This is a genomic window from Pseudomonas sp. YeP6b (assembly GCF_025642995.1).
GTDB lineage: Bacteria > Pseudomonadota > Gammaproteobacteria > Pseudomonadales > Pseudomonadaceae > Aquipseudomonas.
Map to the genome: position 1 here is coordinate 5,527,451 of NZ_CP080090.1, position 23,452 is coordinate 5,550,902.

Consider the following 23,452-nt stretch of genomic DNA (forward strand, 5'->3'; position numbering starts at 1 on the left):
GGGAAAACCCTGATGCCACTGCGCCAGCGTCTTGAAAATCTACCGGTAGGGCAGAAACTGCTGGCCGCCTTGCTGGTGTTGTTGACCACCGTATTGCTGGTGGCCAACCTGACGTTTATCAGTGCCGCCTATTGGATTTCCCAGGAGAGCATGGCGCCCCAGGCGCTGCAGGCCATCGGGCGTCTGGTGTCCAACCCGTCACTTGCCGCTGAAGGCCTGGAATCCCCAGCCAAGGCCGAAGCCTTGCTCAATGAACTGACCAGCTATTCGCCGCTACGCGCCGCCGCGCTTTACGACGGCGAAGGCAACCGCCTGGCGCAGATGCAACACGGCAACCGTTTGCAGTTGCCGGAAAACTACCGGCATATCGAGGCCTGGCGCGTCACCGAGTTTCGCAGTAACCAGATCATCACCCTGCCCCGCACCGGCCAGCCTTCTGGGCACCTGCTGCTGGTGGCCACCAGTGAGCTGCCCGTGGCGTTCTATACCGGCACGCTGACCGCGAGCCTCGGCATCCTGATTTTCAGTGTGTTGCTCTGGCTGGTCATCGCCCGGCAGATCAAACGCCTGATCACCCGCCCGATCCACGAACTGGAAGAACTCTCGCGCCAGGTCACCCGCGAAGAAAACTATGCCCTGCGCGCCGGGCGCGGCAACCATGATGAAATCGGCAGCTTGGCCGAAGCGTTCAACACCATGTTGTCGCGCATCGAAGCCCGCGAGCAACAACTCAAGCGTGCGCGTGACGACTCCCAGGCCGCCTACGCTCAGGCTCAGGGCCTGGCCGAGGAAACACGCCACACCAACCGCAAGCTGGAACTGGAAGTCCAGGTACGCAGCAAGATCGAGAAAAAGCTCACTGGGTTTCAGAACTACCTGAACAGCATTATCGACTCGATGCCGTCGGCCCTGATCGCCCTGGACGAACAGCTCTACGTCACCCAGTGGAACCAGGAGGCCAGCGCGCTTTCCGGTACACGCCTGGATGAAGCGCTGAACCAGCCGATCTTCCTCGCCTTCCAACCGCTTAAGCCCTACCTGCCGCAAATCAAGGCCACGGTCGAGCGACACACGGTGGAACGCATTGAGCGCGTCACCTGGTTCAAGGACGATGAGGCCAAGCATTACGCCCTGACGTTCTACCCGTTGATGGGCGGCGCCGGGCGCGGCGTGGTGATCCGTATCGACGACATCACCCAGCGCCTGTCCTTGGAAGAAATGATGGTGCAGTCAGAAAAAATGCTCTCCGTCGGCGGCCTGGCGGCCGGCATGGCCCATGAGATTAATAACCCGTTGGGCGCGATCCTGCATAACGTGCAAAACATCCGCCGCCGCCTGTCCCCCGACCTGCCGAAGAACCTGGAACACGCCGAACAGTCGGGCATCGATCTCGATACGGTCAACCGCTACCTGCAAGGCCGCGAAGTCCCGCAACTGCTTGACGGCATCCAGCAAGCCGGCGCGCGGGCGGCGAAGATCGTCACCCATATGCTCAGTTTCAGCCGCCGCAGTAATCGCCAGATGGCGCCGTGCGATTTGCCGGCGCTGATCGACCAAGCGGTAGAAATTGCCGGTAACGACTTCGACCTCACGGTCGGCTTCGACTTCAAGGGCCTGGCGATCATCCGCCAGTTCGACCCGCAACTGGGCCCAGTGCCCGGCACCGCCAACGAACTGGAACAGGTGTTGCTCAACTTGCTGAAAAACGCTGCCCAAGCCATTCACCTGCGTGAAGACGGCCGCGAGCCTGGACGCATTATTTTGCGCACACGCCTCAATGCACCGTGGGCGGAGATCCAAGTGGAAGACAACGGCATCGGCATGAGCGAAAACGTGCGCAAACGCACCTTCGAGCCGTTTTTCACCACCAAGGAGATCGGCCAAGGCACTGGGCTTGGGCTGTCGGTGTCGTATTTCATCATCACCAATAACCATAAAGGCCAGATGGAAGTGCACTCCACCCTCGGCCAAGGCACGTGCTTCACCCTGCGCCTGCCCCTGGCCGGCAGCCAAATACCATCCTTTGACCTGACTCAACTGGAGCAATGACCATGGGCTTTCGCCTCTCGAAAATCTACACGCGTACCGGCGACAAAGGCGAAACAGGCTTGGGCGACGGCCGCCGCGTGCCCAAGGACCACCCACGGGTGGAGGCCATTGGCGAGGTGGACACGCTGAATAGCCAGTTGGGCTTGTTGTTGGCCAACCTTGAAGAGCAGAGCGGCAAACATCCGCAACTGAACGATGTGATTGAGGTGCTCACACCTTGCCAACATCGCCTGTTCGACCTGGGCGGTGAGCTAGCGATGCCGGTGTACAAGGCGTTGAATGCGGCTGAAGTCGACCGGCTTGAAGCGGCGATTGACCGCTGGAACGAGGAAGTCGGGCCGTTGGAAAACTTCATCTTGCCCGGTGGTTCAGCGCTGATTGCCCAGGCGCATGTGTGCCGCAGCCTGGCGCGCAGTGCGGAACGGCGGTGTCAGCAGTTGAATACGCTGGAACCGCTGGAGGGCGTGGGGTTGGCGTATATCAATCGGTTGTCGGATTTGTTGTTTGTGGCGGCGCGGGTGATTGCCAAGCGACAGGGGGTGGCTGAGGTGTTGTGGCAGGCGGCAGCGAAGCCACACTAAGATCGTTCCCATGCTCTGCGTGGGAATGCCTCTTGTGACGCTCCGCGTCACGCTTTGGGACGCGGAGCGTCCTCGGCTGCATTCCCACGCAGAGCGTGGGTACGATCATCAAACCTGCGGCCAGAACGCCCGAATCCCTGCCACACCCTGAGCCCCAGCTTCCCAAGCCTGTTCCCGCTCCGCCGGCCCAACGCCGCCCAACAGAAACACCGGCTTGCTGAACCCACGGATCAACTCGGCCGACTGCTCCCAACCCAATGGCTGAGCATCAGGATGCGTCTGGGTCGGCTGCACCGGCGACAGCGTGACAAAATCCACGTCCATCATTTGCGCCAGTGCCAGCTCTTCAGCGTTGTGGCATGAGGCCGCCAACCAGCGATCCTTCGGCAGCGGCCGGCCCTTGCTCGCGTATTTACGCAGCTGCGCCGACGTCATGTGCCAACCGGCCGCCGGGAAATCTCCCAGCCACTCGAACGGGCCCTTGAGCATCAACTGCGCCTTGCCAGCACACAAACCCACTGCATCCACCGCCAGGTCACGGTATTTCGGGTCGTAGCCATTAGGCGCACGCAACTGGATCAGCTTGATACCACCGGCAACAGCTTTCTGAATACCGCGCAGCAACACCGGGGTTTCCAGCTCGCCAGGGGTAATCAGGTACTCAGCCGGTAACCGCGCCGCCGCAACGATCGGGGCATTCGCCGCGGGGAACTCATAGTTGATCAAGTCCCGCGGGGTCACCCATTCCAACGGCTGCCCTTCGGCACCATGGGGCTCGCCGGTAAAGGCCGAGACTTCCCAGACATCCAGCAACACCTGCTTGTCCGGGTAGTCATGTTGCACCTTGATCAACGGCCGCGCCGTGGTGACCTGGATGCCCAGTTCTTCCTGCAACTCGCGAGACAGCGCGGCAGCGACCGATTCATCGGCCTCCACCTTGCCACCGGGAAACTCCCAGAGGCCGCCCTGGTGTTGGGTATCGGCGCGGCGTGCCAGCAGGATCCTGCCATCGACACCGCGGATCACCGCTGCTGCTACATGCACTCGTTTCACCGCGCTTATCCTCTTGGCTGTCAGGTGCGGTATTCCGCATTGATCTTCACGTACTCGTGGGACAGGTCGGTGGTCCAGATGGTTTCGCTGCACTCACCGCGACCCAACTCGATACGGATGGTGATTTCTTCTTGCTGCATCACCGCCGAGCCCTGGGCTTCGGTATAGGTTTCGGCGCGGGCGCCACGGCTGGCAATGCACACGTCGCCGAGGAACACATCGATCTTGCTCACGTCCAGGTCCGGCACGCCGGCACGGCCTACCGCGGCGAGGATACGACCCCAGTTCGGGTCGGAGGCAAACAGTGCAGTCTTGATCAGCGGCGAATGCGCCACGGTGTAGCCCACATCCAGGCATTCCTGGTGATTGCCGCCGCCGTTGACTTCAACCGTGACGAACTTGGTGGCGCCCTCGCCGTCACGCACGATGGCCTGGGCCACGTCCATGCACACCTCGAACACCGCCTGTTTCAGCGCCGCAAACAGCGGGCCTTCGGTGGACGTGATTTCCGGCAGGTTGGCCTGGCCGGTCGCGATCAGCATGCAGCAGTCGTTGGTCGAGGTATCGCCATCAATGGTGATGCGGTTGAACGACTTGTTGGCGCCGTCCAGCATCAGGCGTTGCAGCACGTCACGGGAGACTTTGGCGTCGGTGGCGATGTAGCCAAGCATGGTGGCCATGTTCGGGCGAATCATGCCCGCGCCTTTGCTGATGCCGGTGACGGTGACCGTCACGCCGTCGTGCACAAACTGACGGCTCGCGCCTTTTGGCAGGGTGTCGGTGGTCATGATGCCGGTGGCCGCAGCCGCCCAGTTATCCACAGACAGGTCATCCAGCGCGGCTTGCAGGGCGCCTTCGATTTTTTCCACCGGCAACGGTTCACCGATCACGCCGGTGGAGTACGGCAGCACTTGGCTGGCGTCCACGCCAGTAAGCGCAGCCAGCTTGGCGCAGGTGCGCGCGGCGGCCACCAGGCCTGGCTCGCCGGTGCCGGCGTTGGCGTTGCCGGTGTTGGTCAACAAGTAGCGAATCGGCCCGGCCACGCGTTGCTTGGCCAGGATTACCGGCGCCGCGCAGAACGCGTTAAGGGTGAACACACCGGCGACGGTCGAGCCTTCGGCACAGCGCATCACCACCACATCCTTGCGCCCCGGGCGCTTGATGCCGGCCGAAGCGATACCGAGTTCAAAACCGGCAACCGGGTGCAATGTGGGCAAAGGACCAAGACCAACAGCCATGAATGCGCTCCTTAAAAATAGGTGATGTCTGTGCCGTCGCTATCGACGGTGGGAATTAATGGCAAAACGCCGCGACGGCTGATGCCGGTCGCGGCGCGGGGTGTTGCAGCGTCAGGCAAAAATCTTAGTTGATTTCGCCGTGGCAGTGTTTGAACTTCTTGCCCGAACCGCACCAGCACAGCTCGTTACGGCCCAGCTTCTGATCATTGCGAACCGGCGCTTGAGCCAAGGCCACATCGACCTCTTCGCCCAATACTTCAGGCGCGTCCAGGCCCGGCGCTTCGTCGTGCTGGAACTGCATGCGGGCCGCCAGTGCCTCGGCTTCCTGGCGCAGGCGAGCTTCTTCCTCGATCGGGTCTTCGCGACGCACCTGAACGTGGGACAGCACGCGAATCGAATCGCGCTTGATCGAATCCAGCAGCTCGGAGAACAGCGTGAACGACTCGCGCTTGTACTCTTGCTTCGGGTTCTTCTGGGCGTAGCCACGCAGGTGGATACCATGACGCAAGTGGTCCATGGTCGACAGGTGGTCTTTCCACAAGTCGTCCAGCACGCGCAGTACGATTTGCTTCTCGAAGGTGCGCAGTGCTTCGGCACTCGCCTGCTCTTCTTTCTCGTTGTATGCGGCCAGAAGCTCGGTCATCAGCTTCTCGCGCAGCGTCTCTTCGTACAGGTGGTCGTCTTCGTCCAGCCACTGCTGAACCGGCAAGTCGACACCGAAGTCGCTCTTCAATGCCGCTTCCAGACCGGCAACATCCCACTGTTCCGGCAGGGACTGTGGCGGAATATGTGCGCTGACGGTGGCGTTGAGCACGTCCTGACGGAAATCAGCGATGGTCTCGCCAATGTTGTCGGCGGCCAGCAACGTGTTACGCATGTGATAAATCACTTTACGCTGTTCGTTGTTGACGTCATCGAACTCGAGCAGTTGCTTACGAATGTCGAAGTTGCGGCCTTCAACCTTGCGCTGGGCTTTCTCGATGGCGTTGGTCACCATGCGGTGCTCGATCGCTTCACCGGACTGCATGCCCAGGGCTTTCATGAAGTTCTTCACCCGATCAGAAGCGAAGATACGCATCAAGCTATCTTCCAGCGACAGGTAGAAACGGCTGGAACCGGCGTCACCCTGACGACCGGCACGACCACGCAACTGGTTGTCGATACGGCGCGATTCGTGACGCTCGGAAGCGATCACCTGCAGGCCGCCGGATTCCAGCACTGCCTGGTGGCGTTTCTGCCAGTCGGCCTTGATCTGGGCGATCTGCTCAGGGGTCGGATTGTCCAGCGAAGCCACTTCCACTTCCCAGTTACCGCCCAACAGGATGTCGGTACCACGACCGGCCATGTTGGTGGCGATGGTCAGCGCGCCTGGGCGACCGGCCTGGGCGATGATCTCGGCTTCTTTTTCGTGGAACTTGGCGTTGAGGACCTTGTGCTCGATGCCTTCCTTGTTGAGCAGGTTGGACACGTGCTCGGAAGTTTCGATGGTGGCGGTACCCACCAGGATCGGACGACCCTGGGCCATGCCGTCCTTGATGTCGTTGATGATTGCCGCGTATTTCTCTTCGGCAGTCAGGAACACCAGGTCGTTGAAGTCTTTACGCGCCAGCGGCTTGTTCGGTGGGATCACCATCACGGCCAGGCTGTAGATCTGGTGGAATTCGAACGCTTCGGTGTCGGCCGTACCGGTCATGCCGGACAGTTTGTTGTACAGACGGAAGTAGTTCTGGAAGGTGGTGGACGCCAACGTCTGGCTTTCGGCCTGGATGTTGAGCCCTTCCTTGGCTTCGATGGCCTGGTGCAGGCCTTCGGACAGACGACGACCCGGCATGGTACGACCGGTGTGTTCGTCAACCAGTACGACCTGGCCGTCCTGGACGATGTATTCAACGTTGCGGTGGAACAGCTTGTGGGCGCGCAGGCCGGCATACACGTGGGTCAACAGGCCCAGGTTGTGTGCCGAATACAGGCTTTCACCCTCGGCCAGCTCACCGATCTGGGTCAGCATGTCTTCAACGAACTGGTGACCGGCTTCGTTGAGTTCGACCTGGCGGGTCTTCTCGTCGATGGAGAAGTGACCTTCTTTGGTCACCACGCCTTCCACTTCCTCGATGTGCTGCTCCAGACGCGGGATCAACTTGTTGATCTCGGTGTACAGACGCGAGCTGTCTTCGGCCTGGCCGGAGATGATCAGCGGGGTACGGGCTTCGTCGATGAGGATGGAGTCGACTTCGTCGATCACGGCAAAGTTGAGTTCGCGCTGGAATTTCTCATCCATGCTGAACGCCATGTTGTCGCGCAAGTAGTCGAAACCGAATTCGTTGTTGGTGCCGTAGGTAATGTCGCAAGCGTAGGCGGCGCGTTTCTCTTCCGGCGGCTGGAACGGCGTTACCACGCCGACGGTCAGGCCGAGGAATTCATACAGCGGACGCATCCAGTTGGCATCCCGACGAGCCAGGTAGTCGTTCACCGTCACAACGTGCACGCCCTTGCCGGACAATGCGTTGAGGTAAACACCCAGGGTTGCCACCAGGGTCTTGCCTTCACCGGTGCGCATTTCGGCAATCATGCCTTCATGCAAGGTCATGCCGCCGATCAACTGGACGTCGAAGTGGCGCATGCCCATGACACGCTTACCGGCTTCACGGGCGACCGCAAAGGCTTCGGGAAGCAGCTTGTCGAGGGTTTCACCTTTGGCTATGCGGGCCTTGAACTCTTCGGTCTTGGCGCGCAATTGCTCGTCCGAAAAGGCAACCATCTGCTCTTCGAAGGCATTGACCAGCTGCACCGTCTTGAGCATGCGTTTAACTTCGCGCTCATTCTTGCTTCCAAAAAGTTTCTTTAACAAAGGCGCAAACATATCGGCAGGTTCTTCCACACATAGGGATGGAGGGCGCACCGTGAGTGGCCCGAGCAGCCCTCACGGCCGCATGCGAACGCGCATTCTACCCGGAATCGTGGGTGAGGAAAGTGGCGTTGTTCCTCGATGCTGGCATGGCGCTGTGAGAGGGCTTGTTTAAAATAAGGGCTTTTGCTGGAACTTCAACCCATGGAGCGCAGAAGTTACCTATTGATTTCATGGGCAAAGCTGGCTGACGCATGGCCTGGGGGCACACAGGCGCTTTCTGCTAAGATGGCGGCTCTGTAACCTAAGGTGTCTAGACATGGCATTTCGCCCTCTTACAGCCCGCGCGCCAAGCGTGTTGCTCCGCGAAGCCAAACCGTTGAAAGCCATCTTCGGCCACGCGCAACGCCTGGGCCGTTTGCAACGCCTTGTAGAAAGCCAGCTGCAACCTGCCGCGCGGGAACATTGCCATGTGGCGTCCTGGCGCGAAGGTAATCTTCTATTAATTGTCACCGACGGTCATTGGGCCACCCGTTTGCGTTATCAGCAAAAACGCCTGCTGCGGCAATTGATGGCATTTGACGAGTTTGCCAGATTGACCCGTATCCAGTTCAAGGTGCAGCCACCCACTGCGCCACAACGCGCAGTGGGTCACAGCATAGACCTCTCGGTAAATGCGGCCGAAACCATCCAGGCCACGGCCGACGGCATAAGCGATCCGGGCTTGCGTGCAGCACTGGAGCGGTTGGCCGCCCACGCCAAGCCCAAAGCCTGAACCGCTACTTGCGCTTGCTGCCGCCTAGCAACGAGCCCAACAACCCCCGCACCAACTGACGCCCCATCTGATTGGCGGCCTGTTGCATCGCGGATTTAAGCGCCTTGCCGGCCGCAGTGCCCAAAAACGCGCCAGCCTTGTCGGTAAAGCTCGGCTCTTCGGCGGCGGGCTTGGCCTCTTCGCTCGGCCCCAGCTCCTTACGTGCCATCAGCACTTCATAGGCTGATTCACGATCAATCGGCTTGTCATAGCGCCCTTGCAACGGCGAACTGGCGATCAGTGCGGCACGTTCGGCCTCACTGAGTGGCCCAATGCGTGATTGCGGCGGCGCTACCAGTACACGCTGGACCACTTCCGGCGTGCCTTTTTCCTGCAAGGTGCCCACCAGCGCCTCACCCGTGCCCAGTTCAGTCAGCACCGACAACGCATCAAACGCCGGGTTGGGCCGAAAACCATCCGCCACTGCGCGCAGGGATTTCTGCTCTTTCGTGGTGAACGCCCGCAAGCCGTGCTGAATACGCAGGCCGAGTTGCGCCAGGACCGTGTCAGGCAAATCACCTGGGGATTGCGTGACAAAGTACACGCCGACGCCTTTGGAGCGAATCAAGCGCACCACTTGCTCCAAGCGATCCTGCAAAGCCTTGGGCGTGTCCGCGAACAGCAAATGCGCCTCGTCGAAGAACAGCGCCAAGAGCGGTTTGTCAGCATCACCACGTTCAGGCAACTGTTCGAAGAGCTCTGCGAGCAGCCATAGCAAGAAGGTCGCGTAGACTTTCGGCGCCTCATGCACCAAGCGGCTGGCATCCAGCAGATGGATGCGCCCGCGACCGTCACTGGCGGGCTGCAAAATATCTTCAAGTTGCAGGGCCGGCTCGCCAAACAAGGCCTCGGCGCCCTGCTGCTCAAGCACGGCCAGGCGCCGTAACAGCGCCTGGCTGGAGCCGGTGGTCATCAGCGCGGCATCGTCGCCCAGCAGTTCCGGGTGATAGCGCAAGTGGTTGAGCAACGCCTTGAGATCTTTGAGGTCCAGCAGCAATAGACCTTCGCGGTCCGCGACCTTGAAGGTGGCATAGAGCGCCGACTGCTGGCTGTCGGTGAGTTCCAGCAGGCTGCCCAGCAATAACGGCCCCATTTCGCTGATGGTGGTGCGCAGCGGATGACCGGATTGCCCGTGAATATCCCACAGCGTTACCGGATAAGCCTTCGCCGTGTAATTAAGGAAAGGCATGCCCGCGATGCGCTCGGCCACTTTACCTTGAGGGTTGGCCGCAGCCCCCAGGCCACACAGGTCGCCCTTGATATCAGCGGCGAACACGGCCACGCCCGCCTCACTGAAGGCCTCCGCCAGGCGCTGCAACGTGACGGTTTTACCTGTGCCGGTGGCACCGGCAATCAACCCATGACGGTTGGCCAGGCGCATGGCCTGGGCGATGGGCTGGCCGTCTGGGCCGGCGCCGATAAGCAGTTGCGAGGAGTCAGGCATTTCGTCACCTTTGGTTAATCTTTAGTGCAGCCAGGTCGATACAGACAGATGTAAGACCAACAAAGTCTAAAAATAGGTCAGATAGTGCCTGTGCGCATAGTTCCTACAGGAGGGACCCACAGAGCTATCACCCGCAGTATCACACCTTTTTTGACGCAGCCATTTTGCGCATCCCACAAAGACGCGCTTCGGATATTTAGACCCTAGCGGACCCTACAAGCCATGAATAAGAACCTGCGTTTCAGCCACAAAATCCTGCTTGCAGCCTCCCTTATCGTCATCGCCGCTTTCGCACTGTTTACCCTCTATAACGACTACCTGCAACGCAATGCGATTCGCGACGACCTCAATAACTACCTGCACGAAATGGGCGATGTCACCGCCAGCAATATCCAAACCTGGCTCACCGGGCGTATCGCCTTGGTGGAAAACGCTGCACAAAACATTGCTATCAACCCTGAACCCACCGTGATTACCAACCTGCTCGAGCAGAAAACCCTGACCTCCTCGTTCATGGCCACCTACGTGGGCGACAGCAAAGGCGCCTTTACCATCCGTCCCGACACCAAGATGCCGGACGGCTTCGACCCGCGGGTTCGCCCTTGGTACAAGGGCGCCCAGAGCAGCAACGGTTCGACGCTGACCGAACCTTATATTGACGCCGCTACCGGCCAGTTGATCATCTCCGTCGCCACTCCCAGCAGCACCAAATCCGGCCAAAGCATCGGCGTGGTAGGCGGCGACCTGAGCCTGCAAACCCTGGTGGATAACATCGGCGCGCTGAACTTCGGCGGCATGGGTTATGCGTTCCTGGTCAGTGCTGACGGCAAAGTGCTGGTGCACCCGGACAAGAGCCTGGTGATGAAAACCCTGGCTGACGTCTACCCAAAAAACACACCGAAGATCACGGGTAATTTCAGCGAAGTCCAGGCCAACGGCAAGGACAACATCGTGACCTTCACACCGATCAAGGGCTTGCCGTCAGTGAACTGGTACCTGGGCATTTCGGTGGATAAAGACAAATCCTTCGCCATGCTCAGCGAATTTCGCACCTCGGCAGTGATTGCCACGATCATTGCCGTGGTAATCATCATTGCGCTGCTGGGCATGCTGATCCGTGTGCTGCTGCAACCGCTGCACGTGATGACCCGCGCCATGCAGGACATCGCCGATGGCGAGGGTGACTTGACCCGCCGCTTGACCATCCAGAACAACGACGAGTTCGGTACGCTCGGTAATGCCTTCAATCGATTCGTGGAGCGGATTCATACATCGATTCGCGAAGTGTCCTCGGCCACCGAGCAAGTAAACGAAGTCGCTTTACGCGTGGTCAGCGCCTCCAACTCGTCGATGGTGAATTCCGATGAGCAGGCCAACCGCACTAATAGCGTCGCAGCGGCCATCAACGAGCTGGGCGCTGCGGCCCAGGAAATTGCGCGTAACGCCGCACAAGCCTCCAACCAGGCCAGCGACGCGCGGCACTTGGCCGAAGACGGTCAACAGGTGGTCGATCGTAATATCAAGGCGATGACCCAACTGTCCGCGATGATCAGCGCGTCCAGCAGCAATATCGAAGCGCTGAACAGCAAGACCGTGAATATCGGGCAGATTCTGGAAGTGATCACCAGCATCTCCCAGCAAACCAACCTGCTCGCGCTTAACGCCGCCATCGAAGCAGCACGTGCCGGGGAAGCCGGGCGCGGGTTTGCGGTCGTGGCCGATGAAGTGCGCAACTTGGCGCATCGCACGCAAGAGTCGGCGCAACAAGTGCAAAAGATGATCGAGGAGTTGCAAGTCGGCGCCAGAGATTCGGTCAGCACCATGAGTGAAAGCCAGCGCCACAGCCAGGACAGCTTGGAAATCGCCAACCTGGCCGGCGAGCGCCTGAACAGCGTGACCCAGCGCATCGGCGAGATCGACGGCATGAACCAGTCCGTGGCCACCGCCACCGAGGAACAAACCTCGGTGGTGGAGTCGATCAACATGGACATCACCGAGATCAACACCCTCAACCAGGAAGGTGTGGAAAACCTGCATTCAACCCTGCGCGCCTGCACCGACCTGGAACAACAGGCGGCGCGCTTGAAACAGTTGGTAGGCAGTTTCCGGATCTGATCCGCGTGCTCGCCGTCTCACAGGGCGGCGGGCGTTATTCGTCCTTGGTCCGGGATGGGCCCTGCTCACGCTCCCACAGTTCGGCGGCGCCAGGAAACTCGGTGCCGTCCTCGGCGTCGAGGTCATCCGGGTCATATCGACTCAAACAGCCTTCCCCCAGTGTCGCCGGGGCTTTGGAGGTGGCTTTGTCGAGTGGATCGCTCATCAATCAATCCTCAATGGCAGGCAAAGAAAAAGGGCCTGGGACGATTTAACGCCCAGGCCCTTTATTCTTCAATCGTTCAAAACGCGGTTATCAGAACACCACTGTCTTGTTGCCGTGCACCAGCACGCGATCTTCCAAGTGATAACGCAGGCCGCGCGCCAGCACCATCTTCTCGACATCACGGCCGAAACGCACCATGTCTTCAATGCTGTCGCTGTGGCTGACGCGCACCACGTCCTGCTCGATGATCGGGCCGGCGTCCAGTTCCTCGGTAACGTAGTGGCAGGTTGCGCCAATCAGCTTCACGCCACGCAGGGAGGCTTGGTGGTAAGGCTTGGCACCGACGAACGATGGCAGGAAGCTATGGTGAATGTTGATCACCTTACCGGCGTACTCACGGCACAGTTCCGGCGGCAGGATTTGCATGTAGCGCGCCAGCACTACCACGTCAGCGTCGTGCTGCTTCACCAGACGGGAAACCTCGGCAAACGCCGGCTCCTTGTCCTGCGGGTTGACCGGCACATGGTAGTAAGGAATGCCATGCCACTCGACCATGCTGCGCAGGTCGTCATGGTTGGAAATGACACAGGCGATCTCGCAGTCCAGCTCATCACTGTGCCAGCGGTGCAGCAGGTCGGCCAGGCAGTGCGATTCACGGCTGGCCATCAGCACAACGCGTTTTTTCTGCTCGGTGTCGGTGATGTGCCAGGTCATCGAAAACTCTTCGGCGATCGGCGCGAACGCTTCACGAAAGGCTTCAAGACCAAAGGGCAGCGTGTCGGCACGAATTTCGTGACGCATGAAAAACCAACCGCTGAGATCGTCCGAGTGATGGCTCGCCTCGGTGATCCAGCCGTTGTGGGAGGCCAGAAAGTTACTGACTTTGGCAACGATGCCAACCCGGTCCGGGCAAGCGATCACCAGCCGAAAAGTGCGCATTAGGGGGAAACTCCAGAACTTCGCAAAGGCCGCCATTCTATCGATTACGCAGAAAAACTGCAGTATTCCTTGCACCTTATTCTGTCCCCCCGCCCTGGGTACAGCCCTTAACAGCGTAAGGTTTTACAGCCGCTATATGGCCGTAAAATGTCACCTCGGGCAGTTATCGGAAAATAAACGAGATTATCTTTAGGCATACACCTACTAATTAACTCGATTGCGTAGCTTTGCTACAAACATTCAAAGTAATTCACATAAATGCATCCTTAAATGTTTACTTGCGCAAGTGGCCTGACTATTATTGGCCCACTTACCCTGTCAATCAGCGCTCTACATAAGGTAGTCCACATGTCTCTGATCAACGAATACCGTGCCACCGAAGAAGCTATTAAAGAGCTGCAAGCCCGTTTGAAGAACCTGTCCCAAGACGACAAGCTGCAAACCGAGCTGGAATTTGAAGGCAAACTGCGCACCCTGATGGGTGAATACTCCAAATCCCTGCGCGACATCATCGCGCTGCTGGATCCAGAGTCGAAAGTTAAAGCCCCTCGTGGCGCTGTGAAAACTACCGGCACCAAGCGTGCTCGCAAGGTCAAGCAATACAAGAACCCGCACAACGGCGAAGTGATTGAAACCAAAGGTGGCAACCACAAGACTCTGAAAGAGTGGAAAGCCAAGTGGGGCGGCGACGTAGTTGAAGGCTGGGCTACCCTGCTGGGCTAAGCCTGGTCGGGCACTCGCCTGATATGCAGCACAATAAAACGCCAGCTTGCTGGCGTTTTTTTATTGTCCGAATAATCTGCAATTACCGGCCTACAGATTCAGGCGAGCGGCTAAAGAGTCGGCATATTCCTGCCATTGATCCACGACCTGGCACTGAAACGATGTGGCAGTAACAGCCAACTCTTCCCGCGCCCGTTTAAATGCCGAGAGGGTATTGGGCGCCCCCCATTCCGGCGCCGACAACCGTTGCTGGCAAAAAAGTTTCCAGCGCTGTTGCTCCTCGATGTTCAAGGTGTCCGGGAAGTTACGCGCGCGGTAGCGGAATAATAATTCCGGCAAACGATGATCATCAAAAGGCCACTGCTGATGTGCCAGATGAGCAGGCTCAGCCGCCCGGACTTGTTCACATAAACGACGGTCGCGGTCGCCAATAAAACCATCATAGAGCTGTTGCTCCGGGTCTGAACTCGGCGCAAAGTCGTCCTCGGCGTAAATGGCCGCCAACTTATCGCGCCAAACTTCCTGTGCGTCAGTTAGTCGCACCGCCCGCGCCTGACACACCTGCATATCCAACTGAAGTCGCTCACGGTCCTGAGCCCGCAGCACATTCAATGGGGCAACCACCGGGCAGCGGTTGATATGCAACAACTTGAGCGGCACTGGCAGCTCCCCTTCCGCCAGCTCATCACGGCGCGTGTAGAGGCGCCGGCGCAAAGTATCGGCGTCCAGGTCCAGCAAACCCTGCGGGTCGAGCCCAAGGTCACAGACAATCAACGCATTACGATTGCGCGGGTGCCAGGCCAGAGGCAGTACCACGCCCAAGTAATGACGCTCAGCGGAAAAGCGCCCAGAAATATGCACCATGGGTTGCAGCAGCCGCACCTGATCCATCACTCGCTGCTTGCTGCGCAGCTGAAACAGCCATTCATATAACTTGGGCTGTTTCTCACGGACCAGGCGCGCCAAGGCAATCGTGGCACGCACGTCCGACAGGGCATCGTGGGCCTGGCCATGATCAATGCCGTTGGCCTCGGTCAAGCGCTCAAGCTTGAGCGTCACGCGCCCATCCTGCTCAGGCCACTCAATACCTTCCGGGCGCAGCGCGTAGGCCGTGCGCACGACATCGATCAAATCCCAACGACTGTTACCGCCCTGCCACTCGCGGGCGTAGGGGTCAAAAAAGTTGCGGTACAGGCTGTAACGCGTCATTTCATCATCAAATCGCAGGGTGTTGTAACCGGCGCCACAGGTACCTGGCGCAGCCAACTCGGCATGCACTCGGGTCATGAAATCAGCTTCGGCCAAGCCCTTTTCCGCCAGGATACCGGGGGTGATACCGGTGATCGCGCAGGCGACCGGGTGAGGCAGGATATCGTCACTGGGCTGGCAATAAAGATTGACCGGCGGGCCGACCTCGTTGAGTTCGAGGTCGGTACGAATACCGGCGACCTGCAGCGGGCGATCGCTGCGCGGGTTAATGCCGGTGGTTTCATAGTCGTACCAGAAAATAGAGGTCACGGGCTGTTCCTGTACTGGAGGTCGACAAAGTCTAGGCGCTGCAAGGCGTCCGGGGCCAGCGATACCTAACTGTACAAACATCCAGTAAAACCTGGAAAGGTTGCTTCCATCGTCGACACTGCTAGCATCCGAGTCTCCCAGCCGCTCTGCACTGCCAAGGATCGCAATGCCATCAACCCCTTTGGATACCCGCTACCAAATCGAGACCCCGGAGGGCATCGATCTACCCTTGCGCCCGGCCGGCCTGCTGCCACGCGCACTGGCCTTCGCTTTCGACTTGGGTTTGCGCGGGCTGATCATGGGCATCCTGCTCGTACCGTTGGCATTGCTGGGCAATATCGGCATTGGCCTGGGCTCGTTGCTGCTATTCCTGGTCAGTTGGTGGTACATGGTGTTGTTTGAGGTGCTCAATCAGGGCTGCTCCCCCGGCAAGCAGGTCATGGGCCTGCGGGTGGTACAGGACGACGGCACACCGGTCGGTTGGTCCGCATCACTGATCCGTAACCTGCTGCGCTTTGTCGATATGCTGCCCTTCGGTTACTTCCTCGGCGCCATCAGTTGCCTGCAACATCCCTATTTCAAACGCCTCGGCGACTTGGCTGCGGGCACCTTGGTGATCTACCGCGAGCAGCCCCTGGCCCGCCCCCAAATTCCTCAGGCTGTCGCCCTGCGCCTGCCTTTCGCCCTGGACCTGAGCGAACAACGCGCCATCCTCGGCTTTGCCGAACGCCAAGGCGAACTGTCCAGCGAGCGGGTGCATGAACTGGCCTCAATCCTCGCCGCGCCCCTGCAAGTGTCTACGCCGCGGGCCGTGGAACAGCTCAATGGTGTGGCCCGTGGTTTGTTGGGCCCAACATGAAACAGAGCCAGTTCGAAAGCCGTCACCAAGCCCAATGGCAAGCCTTTGACGAGCAACTGAAACAGTTGGAGCAAGGTAAAGCCAAGACCCGTGACGTGGCTGATTTCCCCCACCACTATCGACGTTTGTGCCAGCACCTGGCCCTTGCCCAAGAGCGCGGCTATAGCAGTTACCTGGTTGATCCGCTGCAGCAACTGGCCCTGCGTGGCCACCAACAGTTATATCGCCACCGCAGCCAACTGGGGGCCAACGTATTGGCCTTCATTCTGGCCGACTTCCCGCGACTGGTACGTGAGCAGTGGCGTTTCGTGCTGATCGCCAGCCTGCTGTTCTTTGGCAGCCTGGTGGGCATAGCGCTGCTGGTCTACCTGTTTCCAGACCTGATCTACAGCATCGTCAGCCCCCAGCAGGTGGCAGAAATGCAAAGCATGTACGACCCGGATGCCAGCCGCTTGGGCCGCGCCGCCGAACGCGCCTCCAGCGAAGACTGGATGATGTTTGGCTACTACGTGATGCACAACATCGGCATCGCCTTCCAGACCTTTGCCGCCGGCCTGCTGTTTGGCCTGGGCAGCGTGTTTTTTCTGATTTTCAACGGCTTGATCATCGGGGCCGTCTCCGGGCACCTGACCGAAATTGGTTACGGCCAGACCTTCTGGTCATTTGTCATCGGCCACGGTGCATTCGAGCTGAGTGCCATCGCCCTGGCTGGCGCGGCGGGCTTGCAATTGGGCTGGGCGCTGATCGCTCCGGGGTCGCTGGCTCGCAGCGAATCCCTACGGCTGGCGGCCCGTAAAAGCGTGCAGATGCTCTGCGGCGTTATGGTGTTCCTGCTGATTGCCGCGTTTATTGAAGCCTACTGGTCTTCCACCACCTCCATTGCCCCTTGGGCCAAATACCTCGTTGGCGCTGCGCTTTGGTTGCTGGTGGCCGCTTACCTTATTTTCGCTGGACGGACTCGCCATGCGCCTGAGTGATGCCAGTGTGGTGATTCGCCCACGTACCACCTGGGAAGCCATGGACCTTGGCGTATTAATGGCTCGGGAACATCGCCTGCTGCTGATGAGCAGTTGGGCGCTGGTGAGCTTGCCGGTGTTTGCTTTGCTCAGCGTATTGCTCTGGGAACACCCCTCTGTCGCACTATTCGTGTTCTGGTGGCTTAAGCCTGCGTTCGACCGCTTGCCGCTGTACATTCTGTCCAAAGCCCTGTTTGGTGAGACACCCAGCGTCAAACACGCCGTACGCCATTGGCCACGACTGCTTAAAAGCCAGTTGCTGGTCAGCCTGACCTGGCGTCGGCTCAGCCTCAGCCGCAGTTTTTTACTGCCGGTAAGCCAACTTGAAGGCCTGGGGGGCCAGGCACGCCAGCAACGCCTGGGCGTGCTGCTGCAACGCAACGCGAGTGCCGCGCGCTGGCTGACCATCATCGGTGTACACCTGGAAATCGCCCTGTGGTTTGGCTGCATGGCGGTGTTCTATCTCTTCATCCCGGATCAGGTTGAAGTGGATTGGGACTGGCAACGCCTCGCGCTCTCAACCGGCGCGGAATGGCTATGGCTGGAGCACCTGACCAACACCTTTTACGCCTTGATCCTGGTGTTCTGGGAACCCATCTATGTTGCCTGCGGTTTCAGCCTGTACCTCAACCGTCGAACCGTACTGGAAGCCTGGGACCTGGAGTTGGTATTCCGCCGTTTGCGCCAACGCCTGAGCAGCGCTGCACCGCTGCTACTGCTGGTTGTCGGGCTGTTGCTGATACCTGCCAGCCCGCCGGCCATGGCTGACGAGTCGAACGCCACCCAACAGCTCAGCACTCAAGCCGCCGCCCAATCAATAAAGACAGTGCTTGAACAACCGCCTTTCAAAAACCCGGAAACCGTCACGCGTTATCGTTTTGGCGAAGATAAACCTGCGCCTAAAAACAAAGTTCACGGAGACGGAAAATTACCCGCCTGGCTTCAATCGCTGCTGAACCACCTCAACAGCAACACCTTCAAGCATGTCGGCCAAGGACTGGAAGTACTCCTGTGGAGCGTGGTGATCGCCATCTTGGCCCTGCTGGTCTGGCGCTACCGTGACTGGCTGCGCGCCTTTGTCAGCCTGCGCCCGAGCCGCAGCCCCAAAATCGCCAAACCGGCACCGGCGCAATTGTTCGGACTGGACCTGGGTCTAGAGACGTTACCTGAAGACATCGCCAGCACCGCCGAGCAACTATGGCCCTCTCAGCCACGGGAAGCCCTTGGCCTCCTGTACCGTGGCCTGCTCAGTCGGTTGCTGCATGACTACAACCTGCCACTGAAAAGCGCCGATACCGAAGGCCAGGTCCTGGAGCGGGTTCACCAACTGCAACAACCACATCTACTGGCGTTCAGTGATGAATTGACCCGGCATTGGCAGAGCCTCGCCTATGGTCACCATGTGCCTACGGCCTCTGCCCAGCAGAAACTCTGCAACGATTGGCGTGCGTTATTCAACTCGGGAGCCGCCCAATGAACCGGCCATTAGTGTGGGTCGGGTTACTGCTGGCGTGCCTGCTGGGCGCCGGGGCGTTTTATGCCTGGCACAAGGCAATCCCTTATGACGAGGTGGTAGACCGTGGTCCATCGCCGCACGCCCGTCAGAATCCTTATCTGGCAGCGGAATACTTTCTGCGCAAGCAAGGCCTCGTAGTTGAGCACGCCAATAGCCTAAAACGACTTGCCGACCTTCCTCCCAAAGGCAATAGCCTGTTACTGCTGGGCGAGCGCAGCAACATGACCCCACGCCAGGTGGATCAACTGTTGGACTGGGCGAAGTCCGGTGGCCATCTGCTGGTAGTCGCCGAAGCGTTGTGGGATGAAGAAACGGGCAAAAGCGGCGACTTACTGCTCGATCGTTTAAACATCCACCAGCTCATAAGTGACGACATTGACGAACCTGCGTCCCCGCGCAAAAAGAAAGCGCCGGACCTGACCAAGCTCTATGTCGACAATGAAACCGCACCGGCCTATTTCAGCTTCGATACCGCCTTCAACCTCTCCGACCCCAAGCACCTGGCGCAGTTTTCCGCCAACAGCGCCAAGTCCAGCCACCTGATGCAACGCGACCTCGGGCACGGCACCGTGACGGTGGTGACCGACAGCGACCTGTGGAAAACCCCAGCCATCGGCAAACACGATAACGCCTGGCTGCTGTGGTACCTCAACCAGGGCACTGACGTGACGTTGCTGTTCAACAGCGACGTGGACAACCTGCTGACCTTGTTGGTGCGCAATTTCCCCCAGGCGCTGGTGGCGCTTGTAGCGCTGATTGCCCTGGCGTTGTGGCACGCCGGAATGCGCCAGGGGCCGGTCCAGGCTCCGGCACCCAAGGCACGCCGACAGTTGCAGGAACACTTGAAGGCCAGCGCCGACTTCCTGCTGCGCCGCAGTGGCCAAGGCCCGCTCTTGCAAGCCTTGCAGCGTGACGTCCAACGCGCGGCAAGGCGGCGTCACCCAGGCTTTGAACACCTCGACACCGCTGACCAGTGGCAGGTACTTGAACGCCTGACGCGCCAACCCTCCCACATCATCAGTCAGGCCCTCGGCCCACTCCCGGCAAAACGGCTCACCAGCGCCGATTTCAGCCGTCAGGTGGCGTGCCTGCAAACTCTCAGGAATGCCCTATGAGCGATTTCCCAGCAGCCACGGCCCCCACCACCGAAAGCCTTCAACACGCCAGCCAGCAGGCACAAGCCCTGCGCGTGGAACTGCGTAAGGCGGTGATTGGCCAGGACCAGGTGATTGACGATGTACTCACCGCATTGATCGCAGGCGGCCACGTCCTGCTCGAAGGCGTACCAGGTCTGGGCAAGACTTTGCTGGTACGGGCCTTGGCCCGTTGTTTCGGTGGCGACTTCGCGCGTATCCAGTTCACGCCGGACCTGATGCCCAGCGATGTCACCGGCCACGCGGTGTACGACCTGCATACCGAGCAGTTCAAGTTGCGCAAAGGGCCACTGTTCACTCACCTGTTGCTGGCCGACGAAATCAACCGTGCCCCGGCGAAAACCCAGGCCGCCCTGCTCGAAGCCATGCAGGAGCGCCAGGTCACGCTCGAAGGCGAGGCGCTGCCCATCGGCCAACCCTTCATGGTGCTGGCGACCCAGAACCCCATCGAACAGGAAGGCACCTATCCCCTGCCCGAGGCCGAACTGGACCGGTTCATGCTCAAGGTGCGCATGGACTACCCCGAAGCCCAGCAGGAGCTCGACATGGTGCGTGAAGTGACCCGCTCGTCCAGGGCGGACATGCTTGATGTGCAACCACTGCGCACCGTGCTGCAGGCCGAGGACGTGTTGCAACTGCAGCAGATCGCCAGTGAGCTGGCCCTGGATGAGCAAGTACTCGACTACGCCGTGCGCCTGGCACGAGCGACCCGTACCTGGCCAGGGCTGGCCATCGGCGCCGGCCCTCGGGCCTCCATCGCCCTGGTCCGTGGTGCCCGGGCGCGGGCTTTGTTGCGCGGCGGTGAGTTCGTCACCCCGGACGACATCAAAGGGTGTGCCCTGGCGGTACTGCGTCATCGAGTGCGTATTGCACCGGAGCTGGATATCGACGGCCTTGAGGTAGACCAAGTGCTCAAGCAACTGCTGGACCAGATTCCGGCGCCCCGGCAGTGACGCGCCCATGAAGCCGACTCGACTGTTGTTAAGCTGGCTGGGTGTGCTGCTGGGCCTGAACATCCTGCTCGGCGGTGCTGCGGCGTTGCAGCTCAATGTGCCCGACACGGTGCACTCGATCGCCTGGGGACTGTTGCTGGCGCTGTTGCTGCTGGCGCTGTTGGACGCTGCACGCCTGCGTCGTCGCCCTTCTGTGCAGGTGCAACGGCAAATGCCCGGCAGCCTGGCGCTCGGCCGCTGGGGGGACGCTCGACTGACCCTGACCCACAACTACCCGCAGCCACTCACCGTAGAGGTGTTCGATCACGTCCCAGACGGCCTGAGCATGGAAAACCTGCCGCAGAGCATCGAACTGCGCCCCGGTGAACGCAGCGAGCTGGGCTACCGACTGCGCCCTTTGCGCCGTGGACTCTTCCGGTTTAGCCGCTGTGAAGTTCACCTGCCCAGCCCCTTTGGGCTGTGGTCGGCACGACGTTTTATTGAGATTGAAGATTCGACCCGCGTCTACCCGGACTTCGCCCGCTTGTACGGTGCACAATTGCTGGGTGTGGATAACTGGCTGAGTCAACTCGGTGTGCAACAACGCCAGCGAAGGGGATTGGGTCTGGAGTTCCATCAACTGCGCGAGTTTCGCGAAGGTGACAGCCTGCGTCAGATCGACTGGAAGGCCACCGCACGGCAACGCACACCGATCGCCCGGGAATACCAGGATGAGCGCGACCAGCAAATTGTCTTCATGCTTGATTGCGGTCGGCGCATGCGCAGTCAGGATGATGAGTTATCGCACTTCGACCACGCGCTCAACGCCTGCCTGCTGCTCAGCTATGTGGCGTTGCGCCAGGGCGATGCCGTGGGCCTGTGCACTTTTGCCGGTGACCAGTCGCGCTTTCTGGCCCCAGTTAAGGGCAGTGGCCAGTTGAACCTGCTGCTCAACGCGGTATACGACTTGGATACCACCCGGCGAACAGCCGACTACCAGGCGGCCGCCAGCCAATTGCTGGCCCGGCAAAAGCGCAGGGCGCTGGTGATCGTAGTCACTAATCTGCGCGACGAGGACGATGAGGCATTGATGACCGCGGTCAAGCGCATCAGCCGACAGCACCGCGTATTGGTAGCCAGCCTGCGCGAGGAAGTGCTTGATCAGCTGCGCCAGGCACCCGTGCAAACCCTTCCCGAGGCGTTGATTTATAGCGGCACGGTGGACTACCTCAACACGCGAAACGAACTCCACGACCGTCTGAGCGCGCATGGCTTGTCTGTATTGGATACCCCACCTTCGCAGCTGGGAGCCGCGTTGGTGACACGGTATCTGGGTTGGAAAAAAGCCGGCGCCTTATGAAACGCCGCCTTCTGGAACAAGCACCCTGGTAGAAGTGCTGTGTGGCGCGCGTGCGACCGCGTTTGAGTAATACGCCCGAACCAGGCCGACACTGTGCAGCGTCTAGGCGGATGCCTGTAATGGATCGAAACTGAAGTAATTCAGCAAGGCTTTGATCAGTTGGGCGTACTCATCGCACGCCTGAATCACGCTAAACCCCGAGTCGTAATGCTGAGGATTGATATCTTCATGGCTCCACAAGCAGGTCGCCGTGAGGTCGATTGCCTGGAACTCGCCGTCGGGTCCAGGGACTTTCAAGCGCAGCTCGAAGTCCACGTCGACCATCATGGGTAATTGGCTGATCAACATCAGCCCGTCTTCAGAAACATTGCCCAAGAAACCAATAGGCTTGTCTGTAAGACGATTGAACACCTGCAGGAAGCTATGTAACTGGTGCCGCTCAATCCGTCGGTGCGTAAACATGTGAGTTCGCCATCCAATGGCCATGTTTTGTGGCCGTGCCAGTGATTCGGAACAAGCCAACGGCTCGCTCTCCCTGGATCTCGGTGTGACAACACATCGCTTCAGTCACTAAACAGCTGCCGGATCCGGGCCTTGCCTTCGTTTGAATAGAAACTTGTACAAACGAACACTCAAAGGATAGCCCAAGACTGGCGACGAGCGAGCTACCGCGTGATAAATATCATCACAAAGACGCTGGACGGGGCTTTGCGGCATTGGCGCCGGGGTAATGCCCCAACTGCTGCAGGGTGTCTAGCCTGGCACGGGCACGGTAAGCGTACTCGCTTGAAGGGTACTGGTTGATGATGAACTGGTAGGTTTGTACGGCATCAACAAACAACTTTTGCCGTTCCAGGCATTGCCCGCGCAACATCGAGACCTCCGGTTGCACATAACGACGGGTACGGCTCTCGCGGTCGACCTGGGATAACTCCAGGGTGACACGCTCGCAATCACCCACCCCATAGGCACGGTAAGCGTTGTTCAAATGGTGGTCCATCGACCAGCGGGTACAGCCGACAACACTGACGGCCAAGGCAGCAACGAGCAAAATTCGCATGGGGGTTCTCCTGTCTTGAGCAGTGTATCGA

The 23,452-nt window shown here is 59.6% G+C and carries 20 protein-coding genes and 1 pseudogene; 12 read left to right on the plus strand and 9 right to left on the minus strand.

Annotated features, from left to right (window positions below; all coding sequences use genetic code 11):
- The first annotated feature begins 12 nt into the window (after positions 1 to 12).
- Positions 13 to 2,049, plus strand: a complete 2,037-nt coding sequence (locus tag KZH41_RS24985) for a sensor histidine kinase (RefSeq protein ID WP_094952426.1) — start codon at positions 13 to 15, stop codon at positions 2,047 to 2,049.
- A gap of 2 nt (positions 2,050 to 2,051) precedes the next feature.
- Positions 2,052 to 2,630, plus strand: a complete 579-nt coding sequence (locus KZH41_RS24990) for a cob(I)yrinic acid a,c-diamide adenosyltransferase (protein ID WP_094952425.1) — start codon at positions 2,052 to 2,054, stop codon at positions 2,628 to 2,630.
- A gap of 108 nt (positions 2,631 to 2,738) precedes the next feature.
- Here KZH41_RS24990 and KZH41_RS24995 read toward each other — a convergent pair whose 3' ends face one another.
- From KZH41_RS24995 to secA, 3 genes are all read right to left on the minus strand, one after another.
- The gene (locus KZH41_RS24995) at positions 2,739 to 3,683 is read right to left on the minus strand and encodes a Nudix family hydrolase (protein WP_263273908.1); all 945 of its coding nucleotides are present in this window, start codon (positions 3,681 to 3,683) and stop codon (positions 2,739 to 2,741) included.
- Between the two features lie 20 nt (positions 3,684 to 3,703).
- The gene (gene argJ / locus KZH41_RS25000; protein WP_094952423.1) at positions 3,704 to 4,921 is read right to left on the minus strand and encodes a bifunctional glutamate N-acetyltransferase/amino-acid acetyltransferase ArgJ; all 1,218 of its coding nucleotides are present in this window, start codon (positions 4,919 to 4,921) and stop codon (positions 3,704 to 3,706) included.
- Positions 4,922 to 5,045: 124 nt separating this feature from the next.
- Positions 5,046 to 7,781 carry a preprotein translocase subunit SecA gene (gene secA / locus KZH41_RS25005; RefSeq protein WP_263273909.1) on the minus strand — a complete coding sequence of 912 codons (2,736 nt, stop codon included), beginning with the start codon at positions 7,779 to 7,781 and terminating at the stop codon, positions 5,046 to 5,048.
- 304 nt (positions 7,782 to 8,085) lie between these two features.
- Here secA and KZH41_RS25010 point away from each other — a divergent pair, with 304 nt between their 5' ends.
- A complete protein-coding gene (locus tag KZH41_RS25010; protein WP_263273910.1) occupies positions 8,086 to 8,541 on the plus strand; it encodes a DUF721 domain-containing protein in 456 nt (151 codons plus the stop codon).
- 4 nt (positions 8,542 to 8,545) lie between these two features.
- Here KZH41_RS25010 and KZH41_RS25015 read toward each other — a convergent pair whose 3' ends face one another.
- A complete protein-coding gene (locus KZH41_RS25015) occupies positions 8,546 to 10,024 on the minus strand; it encodes a helicase HerA-like domain-containing protein (protein WP_094952420.1) in 1,479 nt (492 codons plus the stop codon).
- 222 nt (positions 10,025 to 10,246) lie between these two features.
- On the opposite strand from KZH41_RS25015, the pseudogene KZH41_RS30560 reads away from it, so the two are divergent.
- Both KZH41_RS30560 and KZH41_RS30565 read left to right on the plus strand, forming a co-directional pair.
- A pseudogene (locus tag KZH41_RS30560) lies at positions 10,247 to 11,281 on the plus strand (cache domain-containing protein); the annotation flags it as partial.
- 93 nt (positions 11,282 to 11,374) lie between these two features.
- Positions 11,375 to 12,139 (plus strand): methyl-accepting chemotaxis protein, encoded by a 765-nt coding sequence (locus tag KZH41_RS30565; protein ID WP_371917702.1) that lies wholly within the window; start codon positions 11,375 to 11,377, stop codon positions 12,137 to 12,139.
- A 34-nt stretch (positions 12,140 to 12,173) separates the two neighbouring features.
- On the opposite strand, the gene KZH41_RS25025 is transcribed toward KZH41_RS30565, so the two are convergent.
- Positions 12,174 to 12,344 carry a hypothetical protein gene (locus KZH41_RS25025; protein ID WP_176462980.1) on the minus strand — a complete coding sequence of 57 codons (171 nt, stop codon included), beginning with the start codon at positions 12,342 to 12,344 and terminating at the stop codon, positions 12,174 to 12,176.
- 90 nt (positions 12,345 to 12,434) lie between these two features.
- Positions 12,435 to 13,283: a formyltetrahydrofolate deformylase gene (gene purU / locus KZH41_RS25030; protein WP_019821236.1), complete on the minus strand. Its 849-nt coding sequence runs from the start codon at positions 13,281 to 13,283 to the stop codon at positions 12,435 to 12,437.
- 348 nt (positions 13,284 to 13,631) lie between these two features.
- On the opposite strand from purU, the gene mvaT reads away from it, so the two are divergent.
- A complete protein-coding gene (mvaT, locus tag KZH41_RS25035; RefSeq protein WP_005790963.1) occupies positions 13,632 to 14,006 on the plus strand; it encodes a histone-like nucleoid-structuring protein MvaT in 375 nt (124 codons plus the stop codon).
- Between the two features lie 90 nt (positions 14,007 to 14,096).
- On the opposite strand, the gene sbcB is transcribed toward mvaT, so the two are convergent.
- Positions 14,097 to 15,524, minus strand: coding sequence for an exodeoxyribonuclease I (gene sbcB / locus KZH41_RS25040; RefSeq protein WP_094952418.1), 1,428 nt, complete (start codon positions 15,522 to 15,524; stop codon positions 14,097 to 14,099).
- A gap of 166 nt (positions 15,525 to 15,690) precedes the next feature.
- Between sbcB and KZH41_RS25045 the strand changes: the two genes are divergently transcribed.
- Genes KZH41_RS25045 through KZH41_RS25070 form a run of 6 tightly spaced genes read left to right on the plus strand, consistent with a single transcriptional unit; the run spans position 15,691 to position 22,361 of the window.
- On the plus strand, positions 15,691 to 16,383 hold the full coding sequence (locus KZH41_RS25045; protein ID WP_094952417.1) for an RDD family protein: 693 nt from the start codon (positions 15,691 to 15,693) through the stop codon (positions 16,381 to 16,383).
- Positions 16,380 to 17,360 carry a stage II sporulation protein M gene (locus KZH41_RS25050; protein WP_094952416.1) on the plus strand — a complete coding sequence of 327 codons (981 nt, stop codon included), beginning with the start codon at positions 16,380 to 16,382 and terminating at the stop codon, positions 17,358 to 17,360. Before KZH41_RS25045 ends, KZH41_RS25050 begins: the two co-directional genes overlap by 4 nt.
- Positions 17,347 to 18,876 carry a DUF4129 domain-containing protein gene (locus KZH41_RS25055; RefSeq protein ID WP_094952415.1) on the plus strand — a complete coding sequence of 510 codons (1,530 nt, stop codon included), beginning with the start codon at positions 17,347 to 17,349 and terminating at the stop codon, positions 18,874 to 18,876. Before KZH41_RS25050 ends, KZH41_RS25055 begins: the two co-directional genes overlap by 14 nt.
- Positions 18,873 to 20,030: a DUF4350 domain-containing protein gene (locus KZH41_RS25060; RefSeq protein WP_094952414.1), complete on the plus strand. Its 1,158-nt coding sequence runs from the start codon at positions 18,873 to 18,875 to the stop codon at positions 20,028 to 20,030. Before KZH41_RS25055 ends, KZH41_RS25060 begins: the two co-directional genes overlap by 4 nt.
- Positions 20,027 to 21,022 carry an AAA family ATPase gene (locus tag KZH41_RS25065; protein ID WP_094952413.1) on the plus strand — a complete coding sequence of 332 codons (996 nt, stop codon included), beginning with the start codon at positions 20,027 to 20,029 and terminating at the stop codon, positions 21,020 to 21,022. The genes KZH41_RS25060 and KZH41_RS25065 overlap by 4 nt, the downstream gene beginning before the upstream one ends.
- A gap of 7 nt (positions 21,023 to 21,029) precedes the next feature.
- Positions 21,030 to 22,361, plus strand: coding sequence for a DUF58 domain-containing protein (locus KZH41_RS25070; RefSeq protein WP_094952412.1), 1,332 nt, complete (start codon positions 21,030 to 21,032; stop codon positions 22,359 to 22,361).
- Between the two features lie 102 nt (positions 22,362 to 22,463).
- On the opposite strand, the gene KZH41_RS25075 is transcribed toward KZH41_RS25070, so the two are convergent.
- Entirely contained in the window at positions 22,464 to 22,823 is a 360-nt protein-coding gene (locus tag KZH41_RS25075; RefSeq protein ID WP_094952411.1) for a PilZ domain-containing protein, read from the minus strand.
- 223 nt (positions 22,824 to 23,046) lie between these two features.
- Positions 23,047 to 23,421: a tetratricopeptide repeat protein gene (locus KZH41_RS25080; protein WP_263273911.1), complete on the minus strand. Its 375-nt coding sequence runs from the start codon at positions 23,419 to 23,421 to the stop codon at positions 23,047 to 23,049.
- Between the last annotated feature and the right edge of the window lie 31 nt (positions 23,422 to 23,452).

Excerpts from the sequence above, each read along its gene's own strand:
- KZH41_RS25050 (WP_094952416.1), top strand. The coding sequence starts at position 16,380 with ATGAAACAGAGCCAGTTCGAAAGCCGTCACCAAGCCCAATGGCAAGCC.
- KZH41_RS25025 (WP_176462980.1), bottom strand. The coding sequence starts at position 12,344 with ATGAGCGATCCACTCGACAAAGCCACCTCCAAAGCCCCGGCGACACTG.
- KZH41_RS25015 (WP_094952420.1), bottom strand. The coding sequence starts at position 10,024 with ATGCCTGACTCCTCGCAACTGCTTATCGGCGCCGGCCCAGACGGCCAG.
- argJ (WP_094952423.1), bottom strand. The coding sequence starts at position 4,921 with ATGGCTGTTGGTCTTGGTCCTTTGCCCACATTGCACCCGGTTGCCGGT.
- KZH41_RS25010 (WP_263273910.1), top strand. The coding sequence starts at position 8,086 with ATGGCATTTCGCCCTCTTACAGCCCGCGCGCCAAGCGTGTTGCTCCGC.
- KZH41_RS24985 (WP_094952426.1), top strand. The coding sequence starts at position 13 with ATGCCACTGCGCCAGCGTCTTGAAAATCTACCGGTAGGGCAGAAACTG.
- KZH41_RS25055 (WP_094952415.1), top strand. The coding sequence starts at position 17,347 with ATGCGCCTGAGTGATGCCAGTGTGGTGATTCGCCCACGTACCACCTGG.
- mvaT (WP_005790963.1), top strand. The coding sequence starts at position 13,632 with ATGTCTCTGATCAACGAATACCGTGCCACCGAAGAAGCTATTAAAGAG.
- secA (WP_263273909.1), bottom strand. The coding sequence starts at position 7,781 with ATGTTTGCGCCTTTGTTAAAGAAACTTTTTGGAAGCAAGAATGAGCGC.
- KZH41_RS25070 (WP_094952412.1), top strand. The coding sequence starts at position 21,030 with ATGAAGCCGACTCGACTGTTGTTAAGCTGGCTGGGTGTGCTGCTGGGC.
- purU (WP_019821236.1), bottom strand. The coding sequence starts at position 13,283 with ATGCGCACTTTTCGGCTGGTGATCGCTTGCCCGGACCGGGTTGGCATC.
- KZH41_RS25075 (WP_094952411.1), bottom strand. The coding sequence starts at position 22,823 with ATGTTTACGCACCGACGGATTGAGCGGCACCAGTTACATAGCTTCCTG.
- KZH41_RS25060 (WP_094952414.1), top strand. The coding sequence starts at position 18,873 with ATGAACCGGCCATTAGTGTGGGTCGGGTTACTGCTGGCGTGCCTGCTG.
- KZH41_RS24990 (WP_094952425.1), top strand. The coding sequence starts at position 2,052 with ATGGGCTTTCGCCTCTCGAAAATCTACACGCGTACCGGCGACAAAGGC.
- KZH41_RS25045 (WP_094952417.1), top strand. The coding sequence starts at position 15,691 with ATGCCATCAACCCCTTTGGATACCCGCTACCAAATCGAGACCCCGGAG.
- KZH41_RS25080 (WP_263273911.1), bottom strand. The coding sequence starts at position 23,421 with ATGCGAATTTTGCTCGTTGCTGCCTTGGCCGTCAGTGTTGTCGGCTGT.
- KZH41_RS30565 (WP_371917702.1), top strand. The coding sequence starts at position 11,375 with ATGGTGAATTCCGATGAGCAGGCCAACCGCACTAATAGCGTCGCAGCG.
- KZH41_RS25065 (WP_094952413.1), top strand. The coding sequence starts at position 20,027 with ATGAGCGATTTCCCAGCAGCCACGGCCCCCACCACCGAAAGCCTTCAA.